This window comes from Shinella sumterensis (assembly GCF_004514425.2).
Lineage (GTDB): Bacteria > Pseudomonadota > Alphaproteobacteria > Rhizobiales > Rhizobiaceae > Shinella > Shinella sumterensis.
Genome location: NZ_MYFN02000004.1, coordinates 387,217 through 403,173 on the forward strand (window position 1 = coordinate 387,217; position 15,957 = coordinate 403,173).

Annotated in this window: 17 protein-coding genes; 6 read left to right on the forward strand and 11 right to left on the reverse strand. The window is 65.9% G+C overall.

Translation table 11 applies throughout. From position 1 onward, the window contains the following. Positions 1–53: 53 nt before the first annotated feature. Together B5M41_RS11000 and B5M41_RS11005 are read right to left on the reverse strand one after the other, a co-directional pair. Complete coding sequence (locus B5M41_RS11000) at positions 54–563, reverse strand: hypothetical protein (RefSeq protein ID WP_134649856.1); 510 nt, start codon at positions 561–563, stop codon at positions 54–56. Then, complete coding sequence (locus B5M41_RS11005) at positions 560–1,114, reverse strand: CGNR zinc finger domain-containing protein (protein ID WP_134649857.1); 555 nt, start codon at positions 1,112–1,114, stop codon at positions 560–562. Before B5M41_RS11005 ends, B5M41_RS11000 begins: the two co-directional genes overlap by 4 nt. A 63-nt stretch (positions 1,115–1,177) precedes the next feature. Between B5M41_RS11005 and B5M41_RS11010 the strand changes: the two genes are divergently transcribed. Continuing rightward, a complete protein-coding gene (locus tag B5M41_RS11010; RefSeq protein ID WP_134649858.1) occupies positions 1,178–2,074 on the forward strand; it encodes a branched-chain amino acid ABC transporter permease in 897 nt (298 codons plus the stop codon). A 21-nt stretch (positions 2,075–2,095) separates the two neighbouring features. Here the strand turns inward: B5M41_RS11010 and B5M41_RS11015 are convergent, their stop codons facing one another. From B5M41_RS11015 to B5M41_RS11040, 6 genes are all read right to left on the reverse strand, one after another. Next, on the reverse strand, positions 2,096–2,569 hold the full coding sequence (locus B5M41_RS11015) for a molybdenum cofactor biosynthesis protein MoaE (protein WP_134649859.1): 474 nt from the start codon (positions 2,567–2,569) through the stop codon (positions 2,096–2,098). A 3-nt stretch (positions 2,570–2,572) separates the two neighbouring features. Then, positions 2,573–2,827, reverse strand: a complete 255-nt coding sequence (gene moaD, locus B5M41_RS11020; RefSeq protein WP_134649860.1) for a molybdopterin converting factor subunit 1 — start codon at positions 2,825–2,827, stop codon at positions 2,573–2,575. A gap of 1 nt (position 2,828) precedes the next feature. Next, positions 2,829–3,413 (reverse strand): CDP-diacylglycerol--glycerol-3-phosphate 3-phosphatidyltransferase, encoded by a 585-nt coding sequence (gene pgsA, locus B5M41_RS11025; protein WP_134649861.1) that lies wholly within the window; start codon positions 3,411–3,413, stop codon positions 2,829–2,831. Between the two features lie 140 nt (positions 3,414–3,553). Further along, positions 3,554–4,027 carry a hypothetical protein gene (locus B5M41_RS11030; protein WP_134649862.1) on the reverse strand — a complete coding sequence of 158 codons (474 nt, stop codon included), beginning with the start codon at positions 4,025–4,027 and terminating at the stop codon, positions 3,554–3,556. A gap of 59 nt (positions 4,028–4,086) precedes the next feature. Continuing rightward, entirely contained in the window at positions 4,087–6,138 is a 2,052-nt protein-coding gene (uvrC, locus tag B5M41_RS11035) for an excinuclease ABC subunit UvrC (protein WP_134649863.1), read from the reverse strand. Then, entirely contained in the window at positions 6,135–6,899 is a 765-nt protein-coding gene (locus B5M41_RS11040; protein ID WP_134649864.1) for an SDR family oxidoreductase, read from the reverse strand. Before B5M41_RS11040 ends, uvrC begins: the two co-directional genes overlap by 4 nt. Positions 6,900–7,256: 357 nt before the next feature. Between B5M41_RS11040 and B5M41_RS11045 the strand changes: the two genes are divergently transcribed. Further along, positions 7,257–7,895, forward strand: coding sequence for an outer membrane protein (locus B5M41_RS11045; protein WP_134649865.1), 639 nt, complete (start codon positions 7,257–7,259; stop codon positions 7,893–7,895). A gap of 70 nt (positions 7,896–7,965) precedes the next feature. Here the strand turns inward: B5M41_RS11045 and B5M41_RS11050 are convergent, their stop codons facing one another. The 3 genes from B5M41_RS11050 to B5M41_RS11060 are packed head-to-tail and all read right to left on the reverse strand — an operon-like array spanning position 7,966 to position 10,251. Then, complete coding sequence (locus B5M41_RS11050) at positions 7,966–8,556, reverse strand: glutathione S-transferase family protein (protein WP_134649866.1); 591 nt, start codon at positions 8,554–8,556, stop codon at positions 7,966–7,968. 31 nt (positions 8,557–8,587) lie between these two features. Next, a complete protein-coding gene (locus B5M41_RS11055) occupies positions 8,588–9,394 on the reverse strand; it encodes a ribonuclease T2 family protein (protein ID WP_230640050.1) in 807 nt (268 codons plus the stop codon). Next, positions 9,391–10,251, reverse strand: a complete 861-nt coding sequence (locus B5M41_RS11060) for a 23S rRNA (adenine(2030)-N(6))-methyltransferase RlmJ (RefSeq protein ID WP_134649867.1) — start codon at positions 10,249–10,251, stop codon at positions 9,391–9,393. The genes B5M41_RS11055 and B5M41_RS11060 overlap by 4 nt, the downstream gene beginning before the upstream one ends. Before the next feature lie 35 nt (positions 10,252–10,286). On the opposite strand from B5M41_RS11060, the gene B5M41_RS11065 reads away from it, so the two are divergent. The 4 genes from B5M41_RS11065 to aspS all read left to right on the forward strand — a co-directional run bounded on the left by B5M41_RS11065 (position 10,287) and on the right by aspS (position 15,901). After that, positions 10,287–12,467, forward strand: a complete 2,181-nt coding sequence (locus tag B5M41_RS11065; protein WP_167719147.1) for a molybdopterin-containing oxidoreductase family protein — start codon at positions 10,287–10,289, stop codon at positions 12,465–12,467. Between the two features lie 26 nt (positions 12,468–12,493). Then, entirely contained in the window at positions 12,494–13,093 is a 600-nt protein-coding gene (locus B5M41_RS11070) for an NUDIX domain-containing protein (RefSeq protein ID WP_134649868.1), read from the forward strand. A 504-nt stretch (positions 13,094–13,597) separates the two neighbouring features. Then, entirely contained in the window at positions 13,598–13,912 is a 315-nt protein-coding gene (locus B5M41_RS11075; RefSeq protein WP_134649869.1) for a hypothetical protein, read from the forward strand. Between the two features lie 198 nt (positions 13,913–14,110). Then, the gene (gene aspS, locus B5M41_RS11080; protein ID WP_134649870.1) at positions 14,111–15,901 is read left to right on the forward strand and encodes an aspartate--tRNA ligase; all 1,791 of its coding nucleotides are present in this window, start codon (positions 14,111–14,113) and stop codon (positions 15,899–15,901) included. Positions 15,902–15,957 lie beyond the last annotated feature (56 nt).

A 15,957-nucleotide genomic window follows, 5' to 3' on the forward strand; every position in this document is an offset into this window, starting at 1 on the left:
TTGCGTTGTTCTTGTCGGGATTGCGGCATGACCGCATCCGCATTCTCTTTCGCCTATCCCGCGCACGTTGCCGTCTCGAAATGCGCGGGCGCCTTGCCGTCCTTGAAGACCGCGGGGTTCTTCTCGTAGGCGGGGCCGATGACGAGGGGTTTGGCGGGCAGGATGTCCTGGTCGAGGCTGGAGGTCACCTCGGTTTCCAGCGATTGCAGTTGCTCTCCGCCCGGCCCCAGCACGCGGATCGACACCTTGTAGGGGTGGTTCTTCTTCACGCAGGTCACGTCGGGACTTTCCAGCACCACGCGCGGCAGGCTGGCGAAAAGTTTGCGCTCCAGCGTGAGCGGCGTGCCGCCGGCCGGGTTCTCGAACGACGCCCGCACGACCGATCCTTCGGGCAGGGGCTGCGTCTTTTCCAGCGTCACAAGATAGGTCGCATAGGCCAGCCGGTAGTTGAAGACGAACATCTTGCCCGTCAGCTTCAGCGGGTCGGGGCCGGTCTCGCGCTGGCAGGCGGAGAGAAGCAGGGCGAGGGGCAGCAGCACAAGCACAAGCAGAGGGCGTTTCATGGTCCGGGGTCTCCGCGCCGGCGGCGATAGTGGCGGTTCGCCTTCACCCGGTTGCCGCACACCGCCATGTCGCACCAGGCGCGCGAGCGGTTGCGGCTGCGGTCGATGAACAGCCAGCGGCAGTTGGGGCAGATCTTCAGCCTGTCCGGTTGCGGCTGCGCCAGCAGCATCAGCGCCGAGCGCGCCGTGGCGGTATCCAGCGCCTGCGCGCGCGTGCCGGACCGGCGCAGCGTCGCGGCGATCGCCTCCAGCAGGTCGGCGAGCAGGTCCGGCCTTGCCGTGCCCTCGATTTCGGCGCGGAAATGCGCGTCGATCGCCTCGCGCAGCGCGACAAGCCCGCCGCGTGCGTCGTCGTGCACCGGCGCGAGCGCGCCGAACCGGTCGCGCTCCGCCCCGTAGGTGCTCGCCCCCGCACAGAAGGCGTCCATAGCGGCGGGATCGGCGAACCGGTCGATCCGCCGCGCCGGGTCGTCGCGCAGCACCACGGAATTGGCGACATCGAGCGCCAGCGCGCCACCGGAAAAACGATGCGGGGTCCAGGAGAAGGTCATGCGATATTCTAACTGGTAAAAGCAATTTTGCCAGTTATAATTTTGGCGGATCGGGAAAGCGCCATGGCCTATTTTCTTCAGCAGATCGCCAATGCCGTGCCTGTGGCCGCGCTCTATGCGGTGCTCGCCTTCGGCTATTCCATCGCCTTCGCCGTGACCCGGCGCGCCGACATCGCCTATGGCGCGCTCTTCGCCTTCGCCGCCCAGCTTTTCGTGCTGTTTTCCGGCTACGGCTGGAGCCAGCTCTGGCTCGTCCTGCCGGCCGCGCTCGGCTTCGGCGCGCTCGGCGCGTTGGTCTACAGCCTGGGCGCCGCCGTTCTGGTGGGGCGCCATGTGATGCGCCCGCTCGCCTTTTCCTCCGACAATACGGTCGTGGTCGCCGCGCTCGGCGTGGTGCTTGTCCTCATGGAAACGGCGCGGCTGGCGTCGGATGCGCGCAGCCTGTGGCTGCCGCCGCTCCTCGCCACGCCCGTCGTCTTCTGGAACGATGCGGCATTCCCGGTGGCGCTCACCGTGCTGCAACTGGCCAACACGCTCGCCATGCTGGCCATGATCGCGCTCGGCGCGGTCTTCCTTGCCCGCTCCCGCTGGGGCCGCCGCTGGCGCGCGGTCTCGCAGGACAGGCGGGCGGCGGAACTCTGCGGCATCGATTCGGCGAGCGTCTACCTGTCGGCCTATGCGCTGGCCGCGCTGTTCGCCAGCCTCACGGGCATGCTGGCCGTCTCCTATTACGGCAACATGGATTTCGGCGCGGGGCTGGTCTTCGGCGTGAAGGTGCTGTTCATCGCCGCGCTCGGCGGGGCGGGAAACCCCTTGCGGTCGGCCCTGGGCGGCGCCGCGATCGGCCTTACGGAAACCCTGTGGAGCGCCTACGGCCCCTTCCTCTGGCGCGACGTGGTCGTCATCGCCGCGCTGGTGCTGCTCCTGGTCATCTTCCGGCGCGAGCGGCCCGTTATATAGATGCGGGCCGCACGGCCGCCGTTACGACCACTTCTCCAGCGCCGTGTCGTCGCTGTCCTTCGCCGCCACCCAGCCGCCTTCGGACCCGTCGGCGAAGTGCTCCTTCTTCCAGAAGGGCGCGGCGGTCTTGAGATAGTCCATCACGAAGGATGCGCCGTCGAAGGCGGCGTGGCGGTGCGGTGCGGCGGCAATCACCAGCACGATGTTTTCCCCCGGCGCGATCCGCTCGACCCGGTGGATGGCGGCGATGCCCAAAAGCGAGAAGCGCGTGACGGCCGTGCGGCAGATGCGCTCGATCTGCGCCTCCGCCATGCCGGGATAGTGTTCCAGTTCGAGCGCCGAGAGACGGCCGCCTTCGTCGCGGCAAAGCCCGGTGAAGCTCACGATGGCGCCGGCCGCGGCGCGCCCGGCCACGAGCCGCGCCGTTTCGGCCGCCGCATCGAAGTCGTCGCGCTGCACGCGAACGATGACAGGGGCAGGGGCCGCGTCGGCCACTGGTCAGCCCCCCGTCATCGGCGGAAACAGCGCGATCTCGCGCGCGCCGGCGATCGGCTCGTCGTGCTCGACATGCTCCTGGTTGATGGCGATGCGGATGACGCTTTCATGCTCCAGCGCATGGGCATAGCCGTCGCCGAGCGTCTTCAGATAGCCGAGGAGCGCTGCCCCCGTCGTCACGTCGGCGGGCAGGTCGATGTCTTCCTCGCCCTTGCCGATCCGCTCGCGCACCCAGGCGAAATAGACGAGCCGCGTCATCTCACTCGTCCACGATGTGCTTCAGGCCGACGCGGAAATAGTCGTAGCCCGTATACATGGTGATCGCTGCGGCGATCCACAGCAGCGTGATGCCGATCTCGGTGGTGAAGGGCAGCACCTGCTCGCCGGCGGGGCCGGCCAGGAGGAAGGCGATGGCGAACATCTGGATGGCGGTCTTCCACTTGGCGATGCGCGTCACCGGCACGCTGACCTTGAGGTCGGCGAGATATTCGCGCAGGCCCGAAACGAGGATCTCGCGGCACAGGATGATGATCGCCGCCCAGATCGTCCAGCCGGCAATGGTGCCGTCGGCCGCCATCAGCAGCAGCACCGAGGCGACCAGCAGCTTGTCGGCGATCGGGTCGAGCATGCGGCCGATATTGGAGGTCTGGTTCCAGATGCGCGCGAGATAGCCGTCCAGATAGTCCGTGATCGACGCCACGGCGAAGAGGACGAGCGCCGTCCACCGCGCGAAATCCGACGATTCGAGCCGCCCTTCGATGAAGAAGCACAGAACGATCAGCGGCACCGCGACGATGCGGGCGTAGGTGAGCAGGTTGGGTATGCTGTATGCGCGGGAAGCCATGGATTCTCAGTCTCTCGATTTCTGCTAGATGAGGTCTTTGTGAGAGTGCCGTCAACCTTTGTTTCCGGCAATTCTTGGCGAATTTACGGAGCAGGGCACAATGACGCGGCGAGAAAGCCCTGCCGGCGCGCAAAACCATGTCATGTCGGCGGCGAACCGTCGGTGGTGAACGACGCCGAGAAGGTGCCGCCTTCCGTGAAGGTGCCCTCGCAGGCGATGGTCATCGGCCCCTTCATTGTATTGCCGAAGCGGCACGTGCCGCTCGCCGGAAAGGCATCCGGTGCGTCGAGCGTGTCCAGACGCGTCGTGAACACCTTGTCGAGATGCATTACGTCGGTATCGGGCGCCGCGTCCTTGTCGTCCATGCCGGAGAAGCTGACGGCCCGACTGTCCGCCAGCAGGAAATAGACGCTGATGCGCCCGTTCGGATTGATGATTTTCACCAGCTTGGCCGAGCAGGTGGCGGTCAGGTCCCGTTCGCCCAGACGCAGCCGGTCGCAATGGCCCGTCATGCTCAGCATCTGGGCCATGCCCGTCGTCGTCTGCGCGCCGGCGGCGGTGGCCAGCAGGGTCGTGCCGGCGGCCAGGAGCGCTCTTGCGGGAAAGACGGTCATTGGATCTCGCTGTCGGTTGGAAGCATCGATGTCGAGTGGCCGGCCGGGGGGCCAGCCGCCTATCCCGCCGAATCGTCGTGGAAATGGTTGTAGACGATGCGCGCCACGCTTTCCGAAATGCCGGCGACGGCCATCAGGTCGGACATGGCGGCGCGGGAAACGGCTTTCGCCGTGCCGAAATGCTGCAAGAGCGCGCGCTTGCGCGTCGGGCCGATGCCGCCGATCTCGTCGAGCGGGTTCTTGACCATCTCCTTCTTGCGGCGCGCCCGGTGCGAGCCGATGGCGAAGCGGTGCGCCTCGTCGCGCATGCGCTGCACGAAGTAGAGCACCGGGTCGCGCGGCGGCAGGGAGAAATCCGGAACACCGCGCATGAAGAAGCGTTCGCGCCCGGCTTCGCGGTCCGCGCCCTTGGCGACGCCGATGGCGATCACCTGGTCGGTGATGCCGAGTTCCTCCAGGATCGCCCGCACCGCCGTCATCTGGCCCTGGCCGCCGTCGATGAGAATGACGTCGGGCCAGGCGGGAAAGGGCAGGTCGGCGGCCTCCGCGCCCGCGTCGGCGGCGGTGCGGTCCGGCAGGCCCTCTTCCTTGATCAGGCGCGAGAAGCGGCGGGTCATCACTTCCTTCATCATGCCGAAGTCGTCGCCCGGCGTGATCTCCGTCGATTTGATGTTGAACTTGCGGTACTGCCCCTTCACGAAGCCTTCCGGCCCGGCCACCACCATGCCGCCCACGGCATTGGTGCCCATGATGTGCGAGTTGTCGTAGATCTCGATGCGGCGCGGCACGTAAGGCAGCTTGAAGGTCGCGGCAAAGCCTTCGAGCAGCCGGCTCTGCGAGGCGGTCTCCGCCAGCTTGCGGCCATGCGCCTCGCGGGCATTGGCCATCACATGGTCCACGAGGTCCTTCTTCTCGCCGCGCTGCGGCACCGAGATCGTCACCTTGTAGCTCGATCGCTCGGAAAGCGCCTGCGACAGGAGCTCCATTTCCTCCACCGGCTCTGACAGCAGGATCTGCCGCGGACAGGGCTTGTCGTCGTAGAACTGCGCAAGGAAGGCGTTGAGCACTTCCGCGCCCGAAAGCTGCGGGTCGGCCTTGGGGAAATAGGCGCGGTTGCCCCAGTTCTGTCCCGTGCGGAAGAAGAACACCTGGATGCAGGAAATCCCGCCCTCGTGATGGATGGCGAAGATATCGGCTTCCTCCACCCCGGCCGGGTTGATGCCCTGGTGGCTCTGGACGTGGGAAAGTGCCGCCAGCCGGTCGCGGAACACGGCGGCGCGCTCGAAATCGAGATCTTCGGCGGCCGCGTTCATGGCGTCCGCCATATGCGCCTTCACCTTCTGGCTCTTGCCCGAAAGGAAGTCCTTCGCCTCCTGCACCAGTTCGGCATAGTCGGCGTCACGGATTTCGTGCGTGCAGGGGCCCGAACAGCGCTTGATTTGATAAAGCAGGCAGGGCCGCGTGCGGGTTTCGAAGACGCTGTCGGTGCAGGTGCGCAGCAGGAAGGCGCGTTGCAGAGAATTGATCGTGCGGCCCACCGCACCCGCCGAGGCGAAGGGGCCGAAATAGTCGCCCTTGCGCGAGCGCGCGCCGCGATGCTTGAAGATCGCCGGCGCCCGGCTGTCGCCGGTCAGGAGGATATAGGGAAACGACTTGTCGTCGCGCAAAAGCACGTTGAAGCGGGGGCGAAGGCGCTTGATGAGGTTGGCCTCGAGCAGCAGCGCCTCGGTCTCCGTGCGCGTCGTCACGAATTCCATGTTGGCCGTCTGGCGCACCATCTGCGCGAGACGATTCGAATGCACGCGGCCCTGCGCATAGTTGCTCACGCGCTTCTTCAGGCTGCGCGCCTTGCCGACATAGAGCACGTCGCCTGCCGCGTTGAACATGCGGTAGACGCCGGGGCTGTTGGGCAGGCGCCTGACGAAATGCTGGATCAGGTCGGCGCCGGTCAGGCCTTCCGGCACGTCGCCGCCTTCGTTCCAGTCCATGCCGCCGGTCGCGACGGCAGGGGCGTCCGCGGCCGGTGCGGCGCCTTCCAGCAGCTCGTCGTCCTCGTCCGTCTCGTTTTCGTCATAGAGGATGCCGCCATCCTCCACCTTCCGGCCGTTCATTCCGCATTCTCCGCGACGTCGGGGGTTTCCCAGGCGAGATGCTGCCCGCCGTCGAGCGCTATCATTTGCCCGGTAATGGACGGCGTGTCGAACAAAAAGCGAACTGTGCGGCCGAATTCCGTGAGATCGGGCCCGCGGCGCAGGATCAGGCCGTCGATCTGGGCCCGGAACGCCGCGTCGTCCTGGCGCTCGTTGGGCAGGGAAGGGCCGGGGCCGATGGCGTTGACCCGCACACCGGGCGCAAAGCTCTGCGCCATGGTGCGCGTCGCCATCCACAGCGCCGATTTGGAGAGCGTGTAGGAATAGTAGCGCGGCGTCGGGTTCCAGACGCGCTGGTCGATGATGTTGACGATGGAGCCGGCCACGCCCTCCGGCAATTGCCGCACGAAATCGCGCGCCAGGATGGAGGGCGCCTTCACATGCACGGCGAAATGCCGGTCCCACAGGGCGTCGTCGAAATCCGCCACCGTGTCGGGCTTGAAGAGGGAGGCATTGTTGACGAGGAGGTCGAGCGGGCCGACGGCCGCGCGGGCCGCTGCGATCAGGCCGGCCGTCGCCGCACCGTCCGCAAGGTCGCACTGCACCGCGTACGCGGTCTGGCCCCGTGCCCTGATTGTGGCCGCGAGCGCCTCGGCGTCATCGAGCGATGTGTTGGCGTGAATGGCGACCGCGAAGCCGTTGGCGGCGAGATCGTCGACGATGGCTTTGCCGATGCGCTTGGCCCCGCCCGTCACCAGGGCCGTCTTCAGGGGTTTTTTCAAGAAATGTCCGTCCTGCCGATTCATTTGATTAACCGGCCAAAGATATAGACATCCGGGCGCAGGCTTAAACTCCCCCGGACAATTGGTTGCGGAAAAATTAACCGCAAAAGAGACTTCGAAGTAATTTGAAGTATATTTTCATCGTTTTCTTCACAACTGAAATTATGGTTAATGAATTACCTGGTGCGGAAAAGTCACATCCAGATTTCGCCCTGCGTCTGCCACAATGATTTCACATTTTGGCTCTTTCATTTCCTCAATCTTTATTCAATTTCACCTCAACCGGGCGGGACTGAATTGGATGACGGCGCCCGACAGCCTCCCCAAGAGGGCGTCGTTTAGTAAAAGGAGAATAACATGCGTACACTTATCGCCACCCTCGTCGCTTCGACCGTTTCCATGGTCGCCTTCCAGGCCGCTCACGCTGCGGATGCCATCGATGACATCCCGCAGGCTCCGGCTGCTGAATATTCCGAGCCGGTCGTGAAGAACTGGTCCGGCGCCTATGTCGGTGGTAACGCCACCTGGCAGAAGGGCAAGTTCAACAACCAGGGCAGCGAGCGCGGCCACGCTCTCGGCGGCGGCGTCTACGGCGGCTACAACATGCAGAATGGCCAGCTGGTCTACGGTCCGGAAGCCGACCTGAACTACTCGGGCGTCGACCACACCGCCAACGGCTTCACCGCCAAGCAGGGCGTCAACGGCTCGATCCGCGGCCGCGTCGGCGTCGACCTGAACCCGGTTCTCGTCTACGGTACGGCCGGTGTCGCCGCTTCGGGCGTCAAGGTGACCAACAACGCCACCGGCGCCAAGGATGATGCGACCCTGCTCGGCTGGACGGCCGGCGCCGGTGTCGAAACCATGGTGACGGACAACATCACCGCACGCGTCGAATACCGCTACAGCGACTACGGCAAGAAGACCTTCAACGGTGCCGGCCAGCGCAGCGGCTTCGAAGACCACAGCGTTCGCGTCGGTATGGGCGTGAAGTTCTAAGCCTCAGGGCTCTGGAATGAAAAAAGGCCGCGGAGCGATCCGCGGCCTTTTTGTGTTTGGGGCTCCGCGCTCAATCCTTGAACGCGGCGTAATCGGGAAACACCGCCTCGAAGCGGGTGAGGTAGCGCTTCAGCTTCGGCCGGCCGCGCTGCCATTGTCCGGCAAAGCGCAGCTCGATGTAGCGCAGCATGGCGGCGAGCGCGAAATGGCCGGCATTCGGCTTCTTGCCGAGCCGCGGCATGTTGGCCTCGAGATGGTCGAGCGCGCGTTCCACCTTCTGCCACTGCCGGTCGATCCAGGGCTGATACACCTTGTCCTCCGGGCGGGAGCGGCGCTCGTAGACGATGGCAAGCAGGCAGTCGCAGATCCCGTCGGCCGTCGCCTCCAGCACATCGACCTCCGTGCGCTTGACCGCATTGCGCGGATAGAGCGCGCCGCGCGACTGGCGGTCGATGTAGTTCATGATCGCCCGGCTGTCGAAGACGGCAAGGCCGTCGTCCGTCACGAGCGCCGGGATCTTTCCGAGCGGGTTGGCCGCAAGCAGCTCGGCCGGTTCCTTGGCGGTATCGGCGACGACCGCTTCGGCGGCAAGCCCGGCATATTGCGCGGCCATGCGCACCTTGGTCGAATAGGGGGAGGTGGAGGAATAGAAGATCTTCATGGCGGGTCCTGTGTCGTTGAAGAAAGAAAGGTCAGCGAACCGGCGGCTGTTCGATGCTCTTGGCGCGGCACGCGGCGCGGTCGACCTCAGGGCAGGTGCGAAACGCGAGGTCCGCCGTCATGCAGATGCGCACCTCCTCCAGCCGCCCGGCCTCGCAGGTCACCGCGATGCCCTGGGCGGACAGCCCCGGATTGTCGGCGATGAAGGCCGCCTCCACCCCGTCGGGCGAAAGCCGCTGTCCCTTGCCGGCGTCGAGGCTTGCGGGAATGCGCACCCGCTCGAACGCCGCGCGCGTCACCGCGAAATAGTCCTTCTGCGAAAGACCCGAACAGCTGCCGTGCTTGCGCCAGTGATGGCCGATCAGGCCCATGGAGGGAATGATGTCGAGCACGGTGCGGCCGAGGTTTTCGGGCACGCGATCCGATTCGCGCGTCGCGCAGTATTCCGGATAGCCGCGATCGTTCTGCGGCCAGAGCCCGTGCACGATGAAGCCGTTGTTTTCGCCACGCCGGCATTGCTGCGTGCGGCCGCCCTCGTCATTGTCGGCGCACCAGGTCGGCGACCACGACAGCGAAAGCACATAGAAGTCGAAACCCTTGCCGAGCGGCACGCGCGCCGGGGACACAGTTTCGTGGCGGCTTTCCTCGGCCTTCGGCTTTTCGGCAGGCTTGTCCTCGCCGCAACCGGCAAGCAGCGCCAAGCCTGACAGCAGCAACGCCACGGTGCGCAGCGGTATGGAGGAGGGCAGCCGGACCGTCATGCGGCGGCGGCAGGCAAAGAGGGCATGGCGGTCTCCCGGTTCGGCGCGCGATTGTTGTCGCCGCGTGCCAAAGGTCAAGAGGCCTTGTTCTCGCCGGCGAGCCAGAACGACCGCGCCGAGGCGAAGCGGTCCTGCGCCAGCCGCGCCTTGAGGAAGGGGAGCAGCACGTCGAGTTCCGCCTTCAGCGTGAAGGGCGGGTTGACGACGACGAGGCCGGAGCCGGTCAGGCCCGTCGTTTCGCGGTCGCTCTTCACCGAAAGCTCCGCGCACAGCATCTTGGCAATGCCCGTCGCCTTCAGCGCGGCATGGAATTGCGCGATGGGCGCACCCTTCTTCAGCGGATACCACAGGCAGTAGACGCCGCCCGGAAACCGCCGCACGGCCTTTTCCAGCCCGTCCACCAGCCGCTCGTATTCGCCCTCGATCTCGAAGGGCGGATCGACCAGCACGATGCCGCGCTTTTCCTTGGGCGGCAGATGCGCGCCGAGCGAAAGCCAGCCGTCGAGATGGGTGATGCGGCTCTGGAAGTCGCCGTCGAACAGCCGGTGCAGCGTCTCGTAATCGTCGGGATGCAGCTCCATGGCCGAGAGCCGGTCCTGCGGGCGAAACAGCATGCGGGCCAGTTTTGGCGAGCCGGGATAATAGGTTAGCCCGCCTTGCGGATTCAGTTCCTGAACGGCCTTGAGATAGGGCGCCAGGATATCGGCCACATCCGCCGGCAGGTCGCCGGCAAGCAGCCGGCCGATGCCGTCGCGCCATTCGCCCGTCTTCTGCGCCTCGATGCCCGAGAGGTCGTAGAGCCCGATGCCGGCATGGGTGTCGAGCACGCGGAACGCCTTGTCCTTGCCCTGCATGTAGGTGACGAGGCGCGCGAGCACGGCATGCTTGAGCACATCCGCGAAATTGCCGGCATGGTAGACGTGGCGATAGTTCATGGCGTTCCCGCGCGATCACGCGCTCTGATGCGACGATGAATTGTTGCGATGGTAGAATGATTTGCCTTTTGGCCGTTCGCGCCCTGCAATATACAAAAGCCATGAACGTTGCGACACCAAATCTCGGAAAACCGCGGACCGTCCATTCGGCCTGCCCGCACGACTGTCCCTCCACCTGCGCGCTCGATGTCGAGATCGGCGCGGATGGACGCATGGGCCGCATCAAGGGCAGCGCCGACAACAGCTACACGGCCGGCGTCATCTGCGCCAAGGTCGCCCGCTATGCCGAGCGCCTCTATCATCCCGACAGGCTGATGAAGCCGCTCGTCCGCAAGGGCGGGAAGGGCAGCGGCGAATGGGGCGACATCTCCTGGGACGCCGCACTCGACGCGATCGCCGAGAATTTCGTCAAGGCCGAGCAGGCCCATGGCGCGGAGGCCGTCTGGCCCTATTATTACGCCGGCACGATGGGCCTCGTGCAGCGCGATTCCATCGAGCGCCTGCGCCACGCCAAGCGCTATTCCGGCTTCTTCGATTCGATCTGCACCAACACCGCCTGGACCGGCTTCGTGATGGGCGCCGGCGCGCTGCGCGGCCCCGATCCGCGCGAGATGGCCGCGTCCGATTGCGTGGTGATCTGGGGCACGAACGCGGTGGCCACGCAGGTCAACGTGATGACCCACGCGGTCAGGGCCCGCAAGGAGCGCGGCGCGAAGATCGTCGTCATCGATATCTACGACAATCCCACGATGAAGCAGGCCGATCTGGCGCTCAAGCTGCGGCCCGGCACGGATGCGGCGCTCGCCTGCGCCGTCATGCACGTCGCCTTCCGCGATGGTTATGCCGACCGCGCCTATATGGCCAAGTATGCCGATGATCCGGCCGGGCTGGAGGCGCATCTCGCCACCCGCACGCCGCATTGGGCCGCCGCCATCACCGGCCTCGGTGTCGCCGAGATCGAGGCCTTCGCCGCGCTGGTCGGGCAGACGAAGAAGAGCTTCTTCCGTCTCGGCTACGGCTTCACCCGCAGCCGCAACGGCGCGGTCGCCATGCATGCGGCGCTCTCCATCGCCACCGTGCTGGGCTCATGGCAATATGAGGGCGGCGGGGCCTTCCACAGCAATTCCGGCATCTTCCGCCTGCGCAAGTCGGACCTGATGGGCCTGTCCTATGCCGATCCCGATATCCGCGCGCTCGATCAGTCGCAGATCGGCCGCATCCTGACGGGCGACGCCGTTGCCCTGCGCCATGGCGGCCCCGTCACGGCCATGCTGATCCAGAACACCAATCCCGTGAATGTCGCGCCCGAACAGCGCCTCGTGAAGCAGGGTTTCCTGCGCGACGATCTCTTCGTCGCCGTGCACGAGCAGTTCATGACGGATACGGCGAAGCTGGCCGATATCGTACTGCCCGCCACCATGTTCGTCGAGCATGACGATATCTATCGCGGCGGCGGCCAGCAGCACATCCTGCTCGGCCCCAAGCTGGTGGAGCCGCCGGCCACGGTGCGCACCAATCTCTTCGTCATCGAGGAACTGGCCAGGCGCCTGGGCGTCGCGGACAAGCCGGGCTTCGGCCTCACCGAGCAGGAGCACATCACCCGCATGCTGCCCGCCTACGACATGGATTTCGACGGGCTGAAGGAAGAGAAGTGGATCGATTGCCAGCCGGATTTCGAGACGGCGCATTTCGTGAAAGGCTTCGGCTTCCCGGACGGCAAGTTCCGTTTCAGGCCGGACTGGACCGGAACGCCCGCCCCGAACCGGCCGCCCAGGGCGCTGGGCGCCTTCGGGCCGCATGAGGCGCTGCCGAAGTTTCCTGATCATGTCGAGATCATCGAGACGCCGGATGCCGAACATCCGTTCCGCCTCGCCACGTCGCCGGCCCGCACCTTCCTCAATTCCTCCTTCACGGAGATGAAGAGCTCGCGCGAGCGCGAAGGCCGCCCGGAGGTGATGATCCACCCGGAGGATGCGCGCGCCAACGCCATCGCGGAAGGCGATGTCGTGCAGCTCGGCAACGCGCGCGGCGATATCCGCCTGCATGCGAAGGTCACGGATGCCGTCAAGCCCGGCGTGTTGATCGCCGAGGGAATCTGGCCGAATTCCGCCCACCTGGACGGCGAGGGCATCAATGTGCTGACCGGCGCCGATCCCGTCGCGCCCTATGGCGGTGCCGCCTTCCACGACAACCGTGTCTGGCTGCGCAGGACATGACCGCCCACACATCGCAAGGACTTTCCATGACGGCCCCCGCTTCGTCCGCCATCCGCATCGTCGACCAGCAGACGGTGTGGAAGCGCTTCATCCGGCTCAGCACCATCGTCGTCGAGCAGACCCGCGCCGATGGCCGCGTCGAGCGGCTCGACCGCGAGGTGCACGATCACGGTGCAGCTGCCGCCATCCTGCTGGTCGATCCCGACCGCCGCTCGGTCGTGCTGGTGCGTCAGTTCCGCCCCGGCGCCTTCTTCGGCGGCCATCCGGACGGCTTCCTGCTGGAAGTCCCCGCCGGCCTCCTGGATGATGACAGCCCGCAAGACGCCATCGCCCGCGAGGCGATGGAGGAGACCGGCTATGCCATCAGCGGCCTGCGCCACGTCTTCGACATGTATTCCAGCCCCGGCACGCTCACCGAGCGCGTCTCCTGCTTTGCCGCCCGCATCGATGCCAGCAGGCGCGACGGCAAGGGCGGCGGCGTCGATCACGAGGGCGAGGATATCGAGGTCGTCGAAATGCCCGTCGAGGAGGCTGTCGGCCTCATCGCGACCGGCGGAATCGTGGATGCAAAGACCATCATGATGTTGCAGTGGCTCATGCTGAACCGCAGCGATTTCAACATCTAAGCCCTTTTGCGACGAAAAATGTTGCCGCGAAACGTCCCCGCTCTTCGCAGCCGGCCGATAATGCGCGTGTCCCGCCGCGGATACACCGGAGTGCGTTGCCGGCGAGGCGGGACCGGTGCCCTTGTCTGTCGATACCGACGCATGTCGCAGGCAAGGGGCCCGGCAGAAAATGGTTTCCCTCCCGGCTCCTGGCAGCAGGGGCGTGCCTGTGTGGCACACAAGGGAACCGGCGACTGGTCGCAATGGCGTAGCCTTGCCGGCCTTTCGCACCGCCCCGGCGCCTGCCGGTGAGCGGTCGCCCTGGAGAAGGCGCCGGTTCTTGCAGAGAAACCGCAGTTGCCGGGCAAAAGACACCGAACGGGGTGCCGGAAGGTGCCATTAAATACACTTACAGATGAGGCAGCTCCGGCGCCCCGTCCGATCCCGGCTGGCCCGGGCCATTGAGAAGAGAGCCAAACCACGGACGCGACGCGTCGCGTGGGCACTGTCGCAGGAGCCGTCTCCATGACCGCATCGCAAACCGAAAGCCTTCCGGACTCCGAAAGTCATACGCTCGAACACGAAACGCTCTGCCGGCTGGCAGCGCTTGCGGCGTCCTGCCCGCGCCACTGGTGCGGGCTGCGCCGCTGCCGCCGCGCCGGCATCTGCCTCGGGCCCCTTCGGCCGGTCGCGGGCAAGCCGGCGCTTCTCCTGCCGCTCTGCGTGACCGATCTCGACGCGCCGCCGGCCGCCGCCTTCCGCGCCGCCGTGCGGTGCTGGGGAGACAGGGTGGCGCGGCTGGGCATGGCGGCTTTCGATTCGCCGCCGCGTGACCGGTGAGCGGGAAGGGCGGCGCGCCACGTTGTCGGCCGATGTCCGGTACCGCGGCATGGCAGGCCCTCCAGCCCCTGCCGGGCCGTCGCAAGGCCCGCCAAGCCTTGACAAACGGGCCGGGTCATGCGCTTGTCCGCCCGATTTTTCTTGGGTGGCCGCGCCGGGATGTTCCCGCGTGGCCCGTCAGCATTTCAGGATACCACGATGCACCGTTACCGCAGCCACACCTGCGCCGCCCTCCGCAAGTCCGACGTCGGCCAGACTGTCCGTCTCTCCGGCTGGGTCCACCGCGTGCGAGATCATGGCGGCGTGCTCTTCATCGACCTGCGCGACCATTACGGCATCACCCAGGTCGTCGCCGACCCTGATAGCCCGGCCTTCAAGACGGCCGAGACGGTCCGCGGCGAGTGGGTCATCCGCATCGACGGCCTCGTCAAGGCGCGCACGGAAGACACCGTCAACAAGGGCATGCCCACGGGCGAGATCGAGCTCTACGCGCAGGATATCGAGGTTCTCTCGGCCGCCAGGGAGCTGCCGCTGCCGGTCTTCGGCGAGCCGGAATACCCGGAAGACGTCCGCCTGAAGTACCGTTTCATCGACCTGCGCCGCGAGACGCTGCACAGGAACATCGTTCGCCGCACGCAGATCATCTCGGCCATGCGCAAGGGCATGGGCGAGGCGGGCTTTGCCGAATACACCACGCCGATCCTGACGGCCTCCTCGCCGGAGGGCGCGCGCGACTTCCTCGTGCCGTCGCGCATCCATGAGGGCAAGTTCTTCGCCCTGCCGCAGGCCCCGCAGCAGTACAAGCAGCTCCTGATGGTCGCCGGCTTCGACCGCTATTTCCAGATCGCGCCGTGCTTCCGCGACGAAGACCCGCGCGCCGACCGCCTGCCGGGCGAGTTCTACCAGCTCGACGTCGAAATGAGCTTCGTCACCCAGGAAGACGTCTGGGAAACGATGGAGCCGATGATGACGGCCGTCTTCGAGGAGTTCGCCGAAGGCAAGCCCGTCACGAAGCAGTGGCCGCGCATCCCCTATGACGAAGCGATCCGCAAATACGGCTCCGACAAGCCCGACCTGCGCAACCCGATCGTCATGGAAGCCGTCACCGATCACTTCGCCGGTTCGGGCTTCAAGGTCTTCGCCAACATGATCGCGTCCAACCCGAAGGTTCAGGTCTGGGCGATCCCGGCGAAGACCGGCGGCAGCCGCGCCTTCTGCGACCGCATGAACGCCTGGGCGCAGTCGACCGGCCAGCCCGGCCTCGGCTACATCTTCTGGCGCAAGGAAGGCGAGAAGCTGGAAGGTGCGGGCCCGCTTGCCAAGAACATCGGCGAGGAGCGCACGGAAGCCATCCGCACGCAGCTCGGCCTCGATGACGGCGATGCCTGCTTCTTCGTTGCCGGCGATCCGGCCAAGTTCTACAAGTTCGCCGGCGAAGCCCGCACCCGCGCCGGCGAGGAGCTGAACCTCGTCGATCGCGACCGCTTCGAAATGTGCTGGATCGTCGACTTCCCGTTCTACGAATACAACGAGGACGAAAAGAAGATCGACTTCGCCCACAACCCCTTCTCCATGCCGCAGGGTGGCCTGGAAGCCTTCGACAGCAAGGACCCGCTGGAACTGAAGGCCTACCAGTACGACGCCGTCTGCAACGGCTTCGAGATCGCCTCGGGCTCGATCCGTAACCAGTCGCCGGAACTGATGGTCAAGGCCTTCGAGAAGGTCGGCCTCAGCCAGCACGACGTGGAAGAGCGCTTCGGCGGCCTCTACCGCGCGTTCCAGTACGGTGCGCCCCCGCACGGCGGCTGCGCCTTCGGTATCGACCGCGTCGTCATGCTGCTCGTCGGCGCGAAGAACCTGCGCGAAATCTCGCTGTTCCCGATGAACCAGCAGGCGCAGGACCTCCTGATGAACGCCCCGTCGCCGGCCACGCCGACGCAGCTTCGCGAACTGGCATTGCGCGTCGTGCCGTCGCAGAAGAAGGACTGATTTTCCAAGGGCGGGACGCATCGCCGTCCCGCCCGAGGGAACCCTTCGGCCTCATG

What these genes read in the sequence shown, in the direction of transcription:
- B5M41_RS11030 (WP_134649862.1), bottom strand. Translation starts at nt 4,027, where the DNA reads ATGACCGTCTTTCCCGCAAGAGCGCTCCTGGCCGCCGGCACGACCCTG.
- B5M41_RS11000 (WP_134649856.1), bottom strand. Translation starts at nt 563, where the DNA reads ATGAAACGCCCTCTGCTTGTGCTTGTGCTGCTGCCCCTCGCCCTGCTT.
- B5M41_RS11005 (WP_134649857.1), bottom strand. Translation starts at nt 1,114, where the DNA reads ATGACCTTCTCCTGGACCCCGCATCGTTTTTCCGGTGGCGCGCTGGCG.
- B5M41_RS11060 (WP_134649867.1), bottom strand. Translation starts at nt 10,251, where the DNA reads ATGAACTATCGCCACGTCTACCATGCCGGCAATTTCGCGGATGTGCTC.
- uvrC (WP_134649863.1), bottom strand. Translation starts at nt 6,138, where the DNA reads ATGAACGGCCGGAAGGTGGAGGATGGCGGCATCCTCTATGACGAAAAC.
- B5M41_RS11065 (WP_167719147.1), top strand. Translation starts at nt 10,287, where the DNA reads ATGAATTGTTGCGATGGTAGAATGATTTGCCTTTTGGCCGTTCGCGCC.
- pgsA (WP_134649861.1), bottom strand. Translation starts at nt 3,413, where the DNA reads ATGGCTTCCCGCGCATACAGCATACCCAACCTGCTCACCTACGCCCGC.
- B5M41_RS11050 (WP_134649866.1), bottom strand. Translation starts at nt 8,556, where the DNA reads ATGAAGATCTTCTATTCCTCCACCTCCCCCTATTCGACCAAGGTGCGC.
- B5M41_RS11045 (WP_134649865.1), top strand. Translation starts at nt 7,257, where the DNA reads ATGCGTACACTTATCGCCACCCTCGTCGCTTCGACCGTTTCCATGGTC.
- B5M41_RS11075 (WP_134649869.1), top strand. Translation starts at nt 13,598, where the DNA reads ATGACCGCATCGCAAACCGAAAGCCTTCCGGACTCCGAAAGTCATACG.
- B5M41_RS11010 (WP_134649858.1), top strand. Translation starts at nt 1,178, where the DNA reads ATGGCCTATTTTCTTCAGCAGATCGCCAATGCCGTGCCTGTGGCCGCG.
- B5M41_RS11070 (WP_134649868.1), top strand. Translation starts at nt 12,494, where the DNA reads ATGACGGCCCCCGCTTCGTCCGCCATCCGCATCGTCGACCAGCAGACG.
- moaD (WP_134649860.1), bottom strand. Translation starts at nt 2,827, where the DNA reads ATGACGCGGCTCGTCTATTTCGCCTGGGTGCGCGAGCGGATCGGCAAG.
- aspS (WP_134649870.1), top strand. Translation starts at nt 14,111, where the DNA reads ATGCACCGTTACCGCAGCCACACCTGCGCCGCCCTCCGCAAGTCCGAC.